This window comes from Conexibacter sp. S30A1, from assembly GCF_023330665.1.
GTDB lineage: Bacteria > Actinomycetota > Thermoleophilia > Solirubrobacterales > Solirubrobacteraceae > Palsa-465.
Genome location: NZ_CP097127.1, coordinates 2028204 through 2042504, shown reverse-complemented (window position 1 = coordinate 2042504; position 14301 = coordinate 2028204). Strand labels below are relative to the sequence as shown.

At 70.3% G+C, this 14301-nt stretch carries 10 protein-coding genes; 5 read left to right on the top strand and 5 right to left on the bottom strand.

Features of this window, described 5'->3' with window-relative positions:
* The first annotated feature begins 923 nt into the window (after positions 1-923).
* Positions 924-1601, top strand: a complete 678-nt coding sequence (locus M3M54_RS10015) for a Crp/Fnr family transcriptional regulator (RefSeq protein ID WP_249018900.1) — start codon at positions 924-926, stop codon at positions 1599-1601.
* Positions 1602-1620: 19 nt separating this feature from the next.
* On the opposite strand, the gene M3M54_RS10010 is transcribed toward M3M54_RS10015, so the two are convergent.
* The 3 genes from M3M54_RS10010 to M3M54_RS10000 all read right to left on the bottom strand — a co-directional run bounded on the left by M3M54_RS10010 (position 1621) and on the right by M3M54_RS10000 (position 4352).
* Positions 1621-3237, bottom strand: a complete 1617-nt coding sequence (locus M3M54_RS10010; RefSeq protein WP_249018899.1) for a hypothetical protein — start codon at positions 3235-3237, stop codon at positions 1621-1623.
* Positions 3234-3590 carry a GntR family transcriptional regulator gene (locus M3M54_RS10005; RefSeq protein ID WP_249018898.1) on the bottom strand — a complete coding sequence of 119 codons (357 nt, stop codon included), beginning with the start codon at positions 3588-3590 and terminating at the stop codon, positions 3234-3236. The genes M3M54_RS10010 and M3M54_RS10005 overlap by 4 nt, the downstream gene beginning before the upstream one ends.
* 144 nt (positions 3591-3734) lie before the next feature.
* The gene (locus tag M3M54_RS10000; protein ID WP_249018897.1) at positions 3735-4352 is read right to left on the bottom strand and encodes a TetR/AcrR family transcriptional regulator; all 618 of its coding nucleotides are present in this window, start codon (positions 4350-4352) and stop codon (positions 3735-3737) included.
* An 86-nt stretch (positions 4353-4438) separates the two neighbouring features.
* Here M3M54_RS10000 and M3M54_RS09995 point away from each other — a divergent pair, with 86 nt between their 5' ends.
* The 4 genes from M3M54_RS09995 to M3M54_RS09980 all read left to right on the top strand — a co-directional run bounded on the left by M3M54_RS09995 (position 4439) and on the right by M3M54_RS09980 (position 11300).
* Positions 4439-5674, top strand: a complete 1236-nt coding sequence (locus M3M54_RS09995) for an acetyl-CoA C-acetyltransferase (protein WP_249018896.1) — start codon at positions 4439-4441, stop codon at positions 5672-5674.
* Positions 5675-7909 (top strand): 3-hydroxyacyl-CoA dehydrogenase NAD-binding domain-containing protein, encoded by a 2235-nt coding sequence (locus M3M54_RS09990; RefSeq protein WP_249018895.1) that lies wholly within the window; start codon positions 5675-5677, stop codon positions 7907-7909.
* 103 nt (positions 7910-8012) lie between these two features.
* Positions 8013-8933 carry a polysaccharide deacetylase family protein gene (locus tag M3M54_RS09985; RefSeq protein WP_249018894.1) on the top strand — a complete coding sequence of 307 codons (921 nt, stop codon included), beginning with the start codon at positions 8013-8015 and terminating at the stop codon, positions 8931-8933.
* A 108-nt stretch (positions 8934-9041) separates the two neighbouring features.
* Entirely contained in the window at positions 9042-11300 is a 2259-nt protein-coding gene (locus tag M3M54_RS09980; protein WP_249018893.1) for a glycoside hydrolase family 3 C-terminal domain-containing protein, read from the top strand.
* A 79-nt stretch (positions 11301-11379) separates the two neighbouring features.
* On the opposite strand, the gene M3M54_RS09975 is transcribed toward M3M54_RS09980, so the two are convergent.
* The gene (locus M3M54_RS09975) at positions 11380-12939 is read right to left on the bottom strand and encodes an aldehyde dehydrogenase family protein (protein ID WP_249018892.1); all 1560 of its coding nucleotides are present in this window, start codon (positions 12937-12939) and stop codon (positions 11380-11382) included.
* Positions 12936-14297, bottom strand: coding sequence for a proline dehydrogenase family protein (locus M3M54_RS09970; RefSeq protein WP_249018891.1), 1362 nt, complete (start codon positions 14295-14297; stop codon positions 12936-12938). Before M3M54_RS09970 ends, M3M54_RS09975 begins: the two co-directional genes overlap by 4 nt.
* Between the last annotated feature and the right edge of the window lie 4 nt (positions 14298-14301).

The window sequence follows — 14301 nt, the reverse complement described above, 5'->3', positions numbered from 1 at the left end:
GGCGGCGCCCGGTGCGCTGCTCGATGGGGTAAAGGTAGGTGTCGGTAACGGGCGCAACCACGTCATATGACACGTTCCGGCGTTGGACTGTGCGTGCGTGGCCGCGGTTCGGCTACCGGGTCCGTTGCGACACCGGCCTCGAGCAGTGGTGCTCCGGCCGTGAGGAGGTTTGGGTTTGCTCGCCGGCTGTCGCGCGGTTTGACCAGCCTTGTCTGCCCCGGCCAGCCGTCAGCACACGCTTTCGCACACACCTGTCGAACGCACGCCTGCTCGATTGGTTGCTGGTCGGCACGGCGAAGCGGGCGCTGCTGGTGGCGCTCGCCTTCGCCCAGAGGCGCGCGGCGGTCTGGCCGGGCGGATAGCGCAAGGACGCTCGCGGATCCGGCAAGCGCGGTTCGCGCCAAGCGACCTCCAGCCCCCAAATCACCTCGCGAACGCGAGCTTTGTGCATTTCGGGCGCTCCAGCCGCTCGAAATGCACAAAGCTCCCCAAGCTGCAGAGATTTGGGGGCTGGAGGCTGCTTGGCGGGCGCACCGTCGGCTCTCGAGGCGCTGCTCCCGGCGCTGGCCGACGCTCCTGGGGAGCTGACCATCGCCGCGGCAGCGTGGAGGGCTGCGGACAACTGCGGCTTGCCACTCGGATCCGGGATCGGTGGGGTCACGCTTGTCGCCCTCGGGCCGAGCAGGCTCGCAGGGGTGGCGGTCGCGGAGCGCCTCGCGCGCGAGAATGTGTCGCGCCAGCTGACCCACTCGCCGCCGGGCGTGCCGTCGCGGCTTGGGTGGTCAGCTGGTGCACGGTGGCTGCGACGAGGATCATGTTGTCGTGCATCAGAGATCCCCACTACCTTTTCCTCATCCGGCGGTGCCCGGTGTGCCGCTCGATGGGCGCAAGCTAGGCAGGGCACATGCCCGCAGTCGCGCCACATGACCCCCTCACCGACCACCTTTCTTGAGGCACTGCCCGCCAGCGACCGTGAGGCGCTGCTCGCCGCCGGGCACCTGCGTCACTGGCAGGCCGGCGAGGTGCTGCTGCGCGAGGGGGACGTCGCCACCGGTGCGCTGCTCATCACCGCCGGCCTGGTGAAGATCCACAAGCACGGACGCGATGGTGAGGAGCTGATCCTGTCGCTCTGCGGACCGGGCGATCTGCTGGGTGAGGTCAGCGTTGGCGCCGCGGCGACTCGTTCTGCTGATGCCTCGGCGCTGCTGGCGGTCGAGGCCGTCTCGGTGCCGGTCGCCGACCTGCGGGCGCTGCTTGCACGCCAGCCGCGCATCGCCTTGGCGCTGCTTGAGCTGGTGCTCGCGCGGCTGCGGGTCGCTGACCAGCGTCGGCTCGAGTTCGCCTCCGCGGAGAGTCTGCCGCGTGTCACCAGCCGCCTGCTCGAGCTGGTCGAGCGCTTCGGTGTTGCCGGCGCGGAGGGCACGCTCACGGTTGAGATGCCGATCAACCAGGAGGAGCTCGCCTCCTGGGCGGCGGCATCGCGCGAGTCGACCGCACGCGCGCTGCGGACGCTGCGCGAGCTCGGCGTGATCGAAACCCAGCGCAAGCGGCTCGTTGTCAGGGATGTCGAGGCGCTGCGCCGTCACGCCGCGCGGGTGTGAGTGGTGCTTCGGGGCGGGCTCAGCGAACGTAGTAGACCAGCGGCTGGCCGCGGCGGTCGAGCAGGTAGAGCGTGCCGCTGAAGTCTGAGTGGGAGGACCGACGCACTGCGATGGCGACTGAGTCGCTCACCAGCCGGGTGCCGCACGCACGCTCGATGCGGGCCGCGGCCGGGGTCTGTGCGGCCGGCCCCTCGCCCGCGACGCTGTGGCTGCCGCCGGTGTTGCCCTCGGCGAGGGCGTTGAAATCAGCGGCCCACCAGGAGCGGTCCGTGACCGCGATGTCTGAGGCAAACTGGCCGCTCATGTAGCGGCGGGCGATCCGCTCCGCGCCGCTGATCGCCGCCGCGCTGAAGCGCTCGAGGCCGGCGTCGCTCGGGCAGGTGGCGAGCGCAGTGCCGTGGGAGCTGCGGCTCGCCGGATAGACGCTGCGGGGAAAGCCGCTCGCGCCGAGCGCCGGCAACGTTGCCGAGAGCGGCGTGCGGATCGGTACCAGGGCGGCGTGTCTGTGCGGGCTGATGCTGACGAGCACCGTGCCTTGCCCGTATCCGTTGCCCTGCGCGTTGTCGACGTAGATCGTGCCGCTGCCCGAGACCGCGATCCCGTCCTCCTGGAATGCGTTGTAACGGCCCCAGTGCAATCCGGACACTCTGCTTGGCAGCACGTCGTAGAAGGCGTGGACGCCGCGGCGGTTGACCGTCTGCACCTCTCCGCCCTGCGTGCCGGCGAGCACGACCCCGTCCGGTGCGGCGGCGAGCTGGTGGGCGTAGCTCACACCGGGAAGGGCTCTCAGCTTGCCGTCCGGCGTGAGCTCGAAGACGAGCTTGGGCGACCGGTTGTAGATGAAGAGGTCGCCGGCCCGGTCAAACGCGAGCCCGGCGGGGAAGAACGCGTAGTGCAACGCGGAGGCCCTGGTCACGACGTGCGTGGTCAGGCGGTGTGCGCCAGCGACCCAGATCAGGCGACCATTCGCGGCGAGGCGCTCGATCGTGGAGTTCACCGCCAGGTACAGGCTGCCGGCGGGCGAGACCGCCAGGGCGGCGATCGGGCACGCCTTACCGTTCGGGTACACACGGACAAGCGGCAGCCGCAGGATCGTGTGGATGCTGCCGCCAGGGCTGACCTGTTGCACCCAGCAGCTGCCATCGTCGAGAAACTCGACGCTGCCGCCGGGTGTGACGGCCATCGAACCGGAGCTGAAATAAGTGAGGTCGAGCGCCGCGTTGCGCGCGGGCCCGCCGTCGCCGGAGAAGCCGATGCGCCCGTTGCCGGCAAAGACCGATAGCACCCCCTTCGGCGTCATACGCAGGATCTGGTCGCGGGAGCTGTCGAGGATCAGCAGATCCCCGTCGAGCAGGGTCGCGAGCGTCGTCGGCTGGATCAGGTCGAGTGCGCGGGTCGGGTGGAACGGATCGCTCGATGGGGTGCTGTAGCCGGGCGTCTGAAGGTCGCCGCGCGGCGGGCGGCCCTGTGAGCGCGTGGGCGGAGCGGAGGCGGCGAAGAAGCCGGCGACGGTGGCGCCCGCCGCCAGCGCGGCGAGCGCCGAGCCGGTCAGCCAGCGGCGGCGGCGCAGGCGCCTTGCCTCCTTGATCAGCGCCTCCTCCTGGCTCATGGTGTCGCGGTCAGAGAGCAGGGTCACGACACGGCCTCGATCATCGCGATCAGCTCATCCGGTCCGTAGCCGTTGCGCCGCGCGAACGCCACCAGCTCTCTCGCGCGGGTCATCACCGCGCCGCGCTCGGGCGTCCCCGCAACGGTGATGCCACGGCCCTGGCGTATCTCGAGCAGGCCCTCATCGCGCAGCTGGTGGAGCGCCCGCAGGATCGTGTTGCGGTTGACGCCCAGCACGGTCGCGAGATCCCTGGCCAACGGCATCCGCTCGCCGGGCTTGGCTTCGCCGTCGGCGATGGCGCGGCGGATCTCGGCAGCGACCTGCTCCCACAGCGGCCGCGGATCGGCCGGGTCCAGCGCTGGCTGTAATGGTTTAGACAAACTAGATCAATAGTATCAGGGGCGCGCGAGCTGGGTGGGGCGCCGGAGCCGAGTGGGGCGCCGGAGCCGAGTGGGGCGCCGGAGCCGAGTGGGGCGCCGGAGCCGGTTGCGGCGCGGCAGCGTGAGCCGTGCCCATGTTCAGCGCTAGCTCGGCTGCAGCCCGCCGAAGCCCGTCCACAGTGCCGCCATGGCCGCGTCCACGACCTCCTCGCGGCTGACGTGCGGGTGCTCCTGCCACCAGCGGGCGGCGGCCGTGAGCCCGTCGCGATGGATCGCAAACAGCGCGCGCGCACGGACGCTCTCGGGCTCCAGGCCGGCACGGCGAGCGTCGGCGGCGAGCAGCTGTGCGAGCACGCGGTTTGAGTCTGCGCGGACGGCTCGCCAGTCTGATTGCGCCTGGGGGTCAACCGGCGGGTGGCTTGGAAACAACAGCTGCCAGCCGAGCGGGTGCTCCTGCACGAAGCGCAGGTAGGCGTCGAAGGTGGCGCGCCAGCGCTCCTCGGTGGTGCCCTCCGAGCGCAGGGCCGCGCCGAGGTGCTCGATCAGTGCCCGCTGCTCGGAGCCGAGCACGTCTACGAACAGCGCGTGCTTGGAGGCGAAGTGGTCGTAGAGCACGGTTCGTGTGACCCCGGCGGCGCGTGCGATGCGGCCCAGCGAGGCGGCCTCGTAGCCGCGCTTGGCGAACTCGGGTAGTGCGGCGGCGAGCAGCAGCTCGCGGCGCTGCGGGCCCTTGAGCCGGGTGCGGGGAGCGTTCGTCGCCATCGCCTACACAGTATTATCCGACAGGGGTGTCGGTTGGTGTCCCAGCCGCCGCGCCCAAGCTTCACGCCGACAAGGAGAGCCACCGCATGCCAGCCACCGAAGCGCTCGTATACGACGCGATCCGCACCCCACGCGGGCGCGGCAAGTCAAACGGGTCGCTGTACACAACCAAGCCGGTCGACCTCGTCGTCGGCCTGATCCACGAGCTCCTGGCTCGTAACGCAGCGCTCGACCCCGCGCGCGTCGAGGACGTCGTGCTCGGCTGCGTCACGCCCGTCGGCGACCAGGGGGGCGACATCGCCAAGGCCGCGGCGGCCAAGGCCGGCCTGCCCGACTCGGTCCCCGGCATGCAGCTCAACCGCTTCTGCGCCTCGGGTCTCGAGGCGGTCAACGTCGCCGCCCAGAAGGTCGCCTCAGGCTGGGAGGATCTGGTGCTCGCGGGCGGCGTGGAGTCGATGTCGCGCGTGCCGATGGGCTCCGACGGCGGCGCCTGGGCGATGGACCCGGAGACCGCCTACGGCAACTTCTTCGTGCCGCAGGGGATCAGCGCCGACCTGATCGCCACCATCGAGGGCTTCGGCCGCGAGGAGCTTGACGCCTACGCCGCGCGCTCGCAGGCGCGTGCCGCCAGCGCACAGGCGGACGGGCGCTTCGCGCGCTCGCTCGTGCCGGTGACCGATATCAACGACAACACCGTGCTCGACCACGACGAGCTGATCCGTGCCGACACCACGGTGCAGACGCTCGCCACGCTCAAGCCGGCGTTCGCGACGATGGGCGAGTACGGGGGCTTTGATGCGGTCGCGCTCCAGCGCTACCACTGGGTCGAGCGGATCGAGCACGTGCACACGCCCGGCAACTCCTCGGGCATCGTCGACGGCGCCAGCGTCGTGTTGGTCGGCAACGAGCAGATCGGCGCGGAGCTCGAGCTCACCCCTCGGGCGCGGATCGTCGCGACGGCGGTGACCGGCAGCGAGCCCACGATCATGCTCACCGGCCCGGCACCCGCCAGCCGCAAGGCGCTGGCCAAGGCCGGACTCACGCTCGACGACATCGACCTGATCGAGATGAACGAGGCCTTCGCCGCCGTGGTGCTGCGCTTCGCGCGCGACATGGCAGGCAGAGACGGCGAGCATGACCTGCTCGAGAAGACGAACGTAAACGGCGGCGCGATCGCGATGGGGCATCCGCTCGGCGCGACCGGCGGCATGATCCTCGGCACGCTGATAGACGAGCTGCACCGTCGCGGCGGCAGATACGGGCTTGTGACGCTGTGCATCGGCGGCGGTATGGGCATCGCGACCGTGGTGGAGGCGATCTGAATGGCATCCCAGAGCACGATCCGCTGGGACCGCGACGCGGACGGCATCGTCGTCCTGACGCTCGATGACCCGTCCCAGTCGGCCAACACGATGAACAGTGCCTATGTCGAGTCGATGCGCGCGGTGGTCGAGCGACTGCAGCAGGAGCGCGCAGACATCACCGGCGTGATCATCACCTCCGCCAAGAAGACCTTCTTCGCGGGCGGTGACCTGGGCGCTCTGCGGCAGGTGAGCAGGGATAACGCGACCGAGTTCACCGCCTTCGTGAGCGAGATCAAGGCTCAGCTGCGTACGCTCGAGACACTCGGCGTGCCTGTCGTCGCAGCGCTGAACGGCGCCGCGCTGGGCGGCGGCCTGGAGATCGCGCTGGCCGCACACCGGCGCCTGATCGTCGACGATCCCGCCGCGGTGGTCGGCTTCCCCGAGGTGTCGCTCGGCCTGCTGCCCGGCGCTGGCGGCGTCACGCGCACGGTGCGCATGCTCGGCATCGTCCCGGCGCTGATGCAGGTGCTGCTGCAGGGCACCAAGCGCTTCCGTCCGGCGCAGGCAAGAGAGCTCGGGCTGATCGACGAGGTTCTACCGGGCGTCGAGGAGCTGCTGCCCGCCGCCAAGCGTTGGATCTCAGAGCAGGCAGCCTCCGGCGCCACGCCCGGGCAGCCGTGGGACATCGCTGAGAAGTACCGGATCCCCGGTGGCACGCCATCGACCCCGTCGTTTGCCGCCAACCTGCCCGCGTTCCCCGCCAACCTGCGCAAGCAGCTCAAGGGTGCCAACATGCCGGCACCACTTGCGATCATGGCGGCCGCGGTGGAGGGGGCGCAGGTCGACTTTGACCACGCCCTCGAGATCGAGACGCGCTACTTCGTCAAGCTGGCGACCGGCCAGATCGCAAAGAACATGATTCAGTCGTTCTGGTTTGACCTCAACCGCGTCAACGGCGGCCGCGGCCGGCCCGCCGAGGCCGAGCGCTACCGCGCGCGCAAGGTCGTGATCCTGGGCGCCGGCATGATGGGCGCGGCGATCGCCTACGTGTGCGCCAAGGCCGGGATCGAGGTCGTGCTCAAGGACGTAACGCTCGAGGCGGCGCAGCGCGGCAAGGGCTACTCGGAGAAGCTCGTGGCCAAGGCCGTTGAGCGCGGGCGCTCCACGCAGGCTCAAGGAGACGCGCTGCTCGCGCTGATCCACCCGAGTGACCGGGCGCAGGACGCGGCCGGTGCCGACCTCGTGATCGAGGCGGTGTTCGAGGATCCGGCGCTCAAGGACCAGGTCTGGCGGGAGATCGAGCCACACGTCGCAGCCGACGCGCTGCTCGGCTCGAACACCTCGACGCTGCCGATCACCAGCCTGGCCGCAAGCGTCAGCAGGCCAGAGGACTTCATCGGCATCCACTTCTTCTCGCCGGTGGACAGGATGCCGCTGGTCGAGCTGATCCGCGGTGAGCGCACGAGCGACGCGGCCACCTTCCGCGCGCTCGACTTCGTCGCGCAGATCAAGAAGACGCCGATCGTCGTAAACGACAGCCGCGGCTTCTACACCAGCCGCGTGATCAGCACCTTCATCAACGAGGGCATCGCGATGCTCGCCGAGGGTGTTCCGCCCGCGACGATCGAGCAGGCCTCCTCACAGGCCGGCTACCCAGCCCCCGTGCTGCAGCTCTCAGACGAGCTCAACATGAAGCTGATGCGCAAGATCCGTCTGGCCGCTCAGCAGGCGGCGCAGCAGGCCGGGGAGAGCTGGCAGGCCAGTGGTGCCGAGGCTGTGATCGACCGTATGCTCGACGAGTTCGACCGGCCCGGCCGCCTGGAGGGCCGCGGCTTCTACGAGTACGACGAGGACGGCAAGCGCACCGGCCTGTGGCCCGGCCTGCGCGCGGCGTTCCCGCCGGTGCAGGACCCGGCGGTGCTAGTGCTGCGCGACCTGGAGGAGCGCATGCTGTTCATCGAGGCGATCGAGGCGGTGCGCTGCCACGAAGAGGGTGTGATCGAGTCCGTTGCCGACGCCAACATCGGCTCGATCATGGGTATCGGCTACCCGCCCTGGACGGGTGGCGCGCTGCAGTACATCAACGGTTACGAGGCCGCCGACGGCAGTGTTGGACCGGCGGCGTTCGTCGCCCGGGCGCGGGAGCTCGCCGCCCGCTACGGCCAACGCTTCGAGCCGCCCACGTCGCTTCTGGCGCGGGCGCAAAACGGCGAGCTCTACAGCGACGAGCCGCTCGCCACAGCTACCCGGTAGCCACCAGAGCGGGCGCGAGCTCTGACGCCGGGGGCGGCCAGCGGGCCGCCCCCGGCAGCGCGTCGGCGTGTCCGGGCAGCGTTCGGTGTTACCTTCTCAGCACATGTCCAGTCGGCGTCGGCGAGGCTCCTCATGGCTGCAGCTCGCCACCACAGCGGTGCTCGTGGTGGCTGCCGTGGTCGTGGCTGTGATCGCTGTCTCGGATCTGTCCGGCAGCCGCGCTCAGACGGTGGGCAAGGCGGTCGTTGCGCCCAGCCGCCGATCGCTCGAGGCAAAGAAGAAGCCCCTCAAGCACCGCGCTGCGCACCCGGAGTTCGTGCGCAACGCGACTCCGCAACCGGGGTGGCGCAAGTACACCGGGCCGGTGCCGATCCTCGTCTACCACGCGCTCGGGCCGCCGCCGCCGGGCGCGCCGTTCCCGCTGCTCTACGTCTCCTACGGCAACTTCAAGGCGGAGATGGCCTGGCTTGACCAGAACGGCTACCAGGCTGTGACCCTGGATGAGGTGCTGAACGCGTGGTACCACGGCGGCACCCTGCCGGCCAAGCCGATCGTCATCACCTTTGACAACGGGTACCCCGAGCAGGTGCGCTTCGCGCCACACGTGCTGGCCAAGTACGGCTGGCCCGGTGTGCTCGATGAGATCACCGAGAACCACCTGCCACCGAGTTACATCTGGCCGGTGATCCGCAGGGGCTGGGAGGTCGACTCACACTCGCTGACACACCCCGACCTGGTGACCGCCACGCCTGCGGAGCTGTGGGCGCAGGTGCACGACTCGCGGGTGTACCTGCAGAAGACCTTCCACATACCGGTCAACATGTTCTGCTACCCGTCAAGTGAGTATGACACCGCCGTGATCAATGCGGTCAAGCGCGCCGGTTACACGGCTGCGGTGACCGAGGGCCACGCCTACGCGTTTCGCACCGAGCCCTACCTGCTGCCGCGCTTCGAGATCGAGGGCGGCGTCTCGCAGCTGGCCGCCGACCTGAGCTACTACAAGCCCGCCCACTACGGTTGGTAGCGGCCCGGCGGCTCTGCAACGGCGCGTCATTTGCTGAAACGCGTTACTGCAGTAACGTGGCCGCCAGGGGGAAGTTTCAGGGCCTTGTAGAGCGGCGAACGGAGTGAGATGGACACGCAGGTGGGTTTTGACGCCTCTGCCGTGCTGGCGGAGCTGACACTGGCAGAGAAGGCGGCGCTGCTTGACGGCTCGGACTTCTGGCACACCGAGGCGGTTGTGCGCCTGGGGATCCCACGGATCCTCGTCTCGGACGGTCCGCACGGGTTGCGCAAGGTCGCGGCCTCCGACGACCCGTCGATCGAGCACTCCGAGCAGGCGACCTGCTTCCCGCCGGCCGCGGGGCTCGCCTCGTCGTGGGATGAGCGGCTGGTCGGTCGTGTCGGGGACGCGCTCGGGCGCGAGTGCCGGGTGGCCGGGGTTTCGGTGCTGCTCGGGCCCGGCGTGAACATGAAGCGCTCGCCGCTGTGCGGACGCAACTTCGAGTACTTCTCCGAGGATCCGCTTTTGGCCGGCGTGCTCGCCTCCGCCTGGGTCGGGGGCGTGCAGAGCCACGGTGTCGGCACATCGCTCAAGCACTTCGCCGCCAACAACCAGGAGGCCGACCGGCTGCGGATCTCGGCGCAGGTTGACGAGCGCACGCTGCGCGAGATCTACCTGGCGGCCTTTGAGCGTGTGGTAACCGAACGCCAGCCGTGGACCGTGATGAGCTCATACAACCGCATCAACGGCGTCTACGCCTGCGAGCACCACTGGCTGCTGACGGACGTGCTGCGCGACGAATGGGGCTTTGAGGGGCTGGTCGTCTCCGACTGGGGGGCGGTCGATGATCGGGTCGCGGCGCTCGCGGCGGGCTGCGACCTGGAGATGCCCTCCTCCAGTGGCGTTGGCACGCAGGCGATCCTCGACGCGGTCGCGAGCGGTGCCCTGAGCGAGGAGCAGCTGGATGCCGCGGTGCGGCGTGTGCTCGAGCTGGTGGCGCGGGCCGGCGAGCGTGAGCCGCTTGCGGACTTTGACGTCGCGGCCCACCACGCGCTGGCGCACGAGGCGGCTGCCGCCAGCGTCGTGCTGCTCAAGAACGATGGTGGACTGCTGCCGCTCGACCCAGAACACGGCGGTGCGGTGGCGGTGATCGGTGAGTTCGCGCGCACGCCACGCTTCCAGGGAGCTGGGTCCTCCCAGGTGAACCCGACGCAGCTTGACAACGCGCTCGATTCGCTGCATACGGCGCTTAGCGGGCGGCGTGAGGCTCTCTTCGCGCCCGGCTTTGAGATCGAGGCGCCGGCCGCTGACGCAGGGCTCGTGCAGGAGGCCGTGCAGGCGGCGGCGCGGGCCGAGGTGGCGCTTGTGTTCCTGGGGCTGCCGCCGTCATATGAGTCAGAGGGCTGGGATCGTGAGCACATGGACCTGCCCGCGCCGCAGCTCGAGCTCTTGGCCGCGGTCGCGGCGGCCAACCCCAACGTGGCCGTGGTGCTCTCAAACGGGGCGGCTGTGCTGACGGCACCACTCGAGCCGCATGCGCGGGCGATCCTCGAGGGCTGGCTGCTCGGCCAGGCCGGGGGAGGGGCGCTGGCGGACCTGCTGCTGGGGCGCGTTTCGCCATCCGGCAAGCTCGCTGAGACGATCCCGCTCAAGCTCGCAGACAACCCGACGGTCGGTAACTTCCCGGGCGAGAACCACGAGGTTCGCTACGGCGAAGGCCTTTTGATCGGCTACCGGTGGTATGACGCGCACGAGCTGGAGGTCGCCTACCCGTTCGGCCACGGTCTCTCCTACACGTCGTTTGAGTACTCGCAGCTGCGCGCCGTTGTCAGCGACGATGGCCCAAAGCCGCGCGTGGAGGCGAGCGTGACGGTTGCCAACACGGGCGCGCGCGCCGGTGCCGAGGTGGTTCAGCTCTACATCGCCGACCCGGTCGCGAGCGTCTACCGCCCGCTGCAGGAGCTGCGCGGCTTTGTCAAGGTGGCGCTTGCGGCGGGTGAGCGCCGGGAGGTGAGCATCCCGCTGGACGCGCGCGCATTTTCCTATTGGCATCCGGCGCGGCGCGAGTGGGTCGTGGAGGGCGGTGAGTTTGAGCTGCGTGTCGGCGCCTCCAGCCGCGACATCCGCCTGACCGCGACGGTGGAGCTTGCGGGCGGTGAGGTGGCCGCGCCGCTGGCGGTCGACTCGACCTTCGGTGAGTTCCTCGCCGACCCGGTCGCGGCGCAGTGGCTGCTTGACCAGCTGCGTCGCTCGCCGCTCGGGGAGCGGGTGATCGGCACGCACCTGGGCAAGATGCTCGAGACGGTGCCGCTGACGCGGCTCGCGCGCTTCCCCGGCGCGACGTTCAGCGAGGCTGACATACGGGAGTTCCTGGGCGCAGGGCGCTGACGGGCGCGAGCGCTGTTGTGCGAGGCTCGGGGGCTGGGGGCGCCTCCAGCGGGGCGCGCGGCCAGCGGGCCGCGCGCCCTCAGATCACGAGGCCGTGGCGCACGGTGTTCTCGCTGACGCTGCGCGCCTCGACGAACGTCAGCAGGTAGTCCGGGCCACCGGCCTTGGGGCCGGTGCCCGACAGCCGTCCGCCGCCGAACGGGTGACGTCCGACCATCGCCCCGGTGATCTCTCGGTTCACATACAGGTTGCCGACGATCCCCAGTCTGCTGACGTGCTCGATCGTCTGCGGGCTGCGGCTGAACAACCCTCCCGTGAGCCCGAAGTCGCCCTCCTGGACGATCCTGACGGCTTCATCGACGCTCGCCACCCGCTCGGAGGAGAGCACCGGGCCGAAGACCTCCTCGCGCACGATCCGCGAGCTCGGTGGCAGATCGACAAACAGCGTCGGCGGCACATAGTGACCGCCGGTCCCGACCGGAACCTCTGCCTGCACGCGCGGTTCGTGCTCGGCGCCGTCGAGGAACGCGTTGATGCGGGCGAGCGCCTCGGCGTCAATCACCGTCGCCAGATCACAGGCGAAGTCCTCGGCTGGGCCGACCCGCAGCGCCTGGATGGCCCCCGCCAAGCGCTCATTGAGCGCGTCGGCGATCTGCTCGCAGACCAGCACACGCGCCGCGGCGGAGCACTTCTGGCCGGCGAAGCCAAAGGCGCTCTTGATGATCGCCGGCACGGCGTCGTCCAGGTCGGCGTCAGCGTCGACGATGATGCAGTTCTTGCCGCCCATCTCGGCGATCACGCGCTTGACGTGACGCTGCCCCGGCTGGGCCTGCGCGGCGGCGTGGATGATGTGCTGCCCGGCGGCGCAGGAGCCGGTGAATGCGATCCCGTGCACCAGCGGGTGCGCGACGAGCTCTCGGGCGGGCTCATCGGCGCCGGTGAGCAGCACCAGCGCGTCCTCGGGGACGCCGGCGCTGTGCAGCGCCTGCACCAGCGCGTGCCCGCAGGCGGGTGTCTGCTCCGCCGGCTTGAAGACCACGGTGTTGCCGGTGACCAGCGCCGCGGAGACCATGCCCGCCGGGATCGCCATGGGAAAGTTCCAGGGTGCGATCACGGCGTGCGGTCCGCGCGCGTAGTAGCGCAGCGTGTTGCGCTCGCCGGGGAGCTGCGGCAGCAGGCGCCCCTGATCGAGCGCCAGCGCCCCCAGCGCGTAGTACTCGAGGAAGTCGATCGCCTCACAGACATCGGCGTCAGCCTCAGGCCAGGGCTTGCCGGCCTCCAGGACCTCGAGCGCCGCTAGCTCAAGGCGCCGCTCGCGCAGCAGCCCAGCCGCGCGCTGGAGCGTCGCCGCCCGCGTGCCGGCGTCCAGCGCGCTCCAGGACGCAAAGGCGGCGTCGGCGCGCACGAGCGCGGCACGCGCGTCGGCGGCGCTCCCGTCCGGCGCCACGGCGATCAGCTCGGCTGGGTTTGCCGGGTTGTAGGAGAGCAGCTCGCCGCTGGCCGAGGCGCCGCTTGCCGGGCCGATCCGCAGCGGCAGCTTGGTCCGCAGCTCGGCCAGCGCGCGCAGTGCCTGCGCGCGCACCGACTCGCGGCGGAATTCGAGCGCCGGCTCGTTTCGGAATGTGCTTTCAGTGCTCACGGTCTCTCCAGTAACAGGTTGATGTCCGCGCCCGTCGTCTGCGCGGCGAGGAACGAGTCGTTAGAGGTGTTCTCAAGCAGTCGCCTGACCAGGTAGGCCATGCCTGCGACCAGGTCACCGACCGGGCAGTAGACCCGCACGCGTCGGCCGTAGGTGGCGATCGCCGCCGCGGTGTCGTCGCCCAGCCCGCGCAGCACCTGCAGTTCGAGTGCATCCGGCGCCAGCCCCAGCGCGTCGCTGTAGGCGATCGCGTGTGCCAGCGAGCGCAGGTTGTGCGAGGCGATCGCCGGCCGCAGCGCCATGCCGCCCGCGCGCGCGTCAAGCAGCCGTCTGGTGAGGTGCTCGTAGTGACGGTCGCAGGAGCGTCGGTCTGTGAACACCGGTGCGCGCCAGCCGTGCTGCGCGGCGAGCACCACCTCGTGGTCCCAGTAGGCGCCCTTCACCAGGCGGATCGTGAACGGTGCGCCGCGCGGGTGCTGCTCCAACCAGCCGAGCAGCCGCTCGAGCTGCTCCTCGGAGTCGGTGAGGTAGCCCTGCAGCACGATCCCCGCAGGCGGTCCGTCGGCGAACTCATCAAGCGCCAGCAGCTCGAGGAACAGCTCGGTGATGCTCTCGCGGGTGTCGAGCGACTCCATGTCGACGTGCAGGTGGGCGTCGAGCTCGCGCGCCAGACGCAGCAGCTCAAGCAGCCGATCCCGGGCGGCGCTGAGCGCGCGCTCGGGCGCGTTGGCGCGCAGGTGCGGTGTCAGCGCCGAGACCTTGACGCTCAGGTTCGCGCGCGGCAGCGGCCCGAGCCCGTCGTGCTCCAGCAGCTGATTCGGCGCCCAGCCAGCGCTCATCTGCGCAAGTGCGCGCAGCGTCTGCGTGCAGCGCTGTGCGTAGCGCTCCCCCTCAGACTCGGTCAGGGTCGCCTCACCGAGCAGGTCGAGGGTCACGCAGCGCCCCTGCTCCCACAGCGAGCTGAGCTCGGGGGCGGCGGCCTGCGCGTCCTCGCCTGCGATGAAGCGGTGGGCCATGGAGGCGACGCCCAGCCCGGCCGCCCCGGCCGTCGGTAGCGTGAGCTCGCGCCGGCCCGTCAGCCTCGCGAGCCGCCGGGCGTTCCCAGAGCCCGCGCCGGCCTCCTCCAGAAACTCGCTCAGATGCCTCACCAGCTCCGTCCGGCTGTGACAGGCGGGGCGCACGTCCACGAAGCGAAACAGCGCCGCCCGCAGGCGAGGGTCGCCGATCAGCGACCTCATCATCCGCCGCTCGCCGGCCGCCAGCGGGTGCCGCAGCCCACCCGTGTCAGCGCCCGCCAGCCCGGCCGCGAGGCGCTGGCCACACTCGTGCACCCGTTCTTCGAGTTGCGCGTCGTCCATCCCT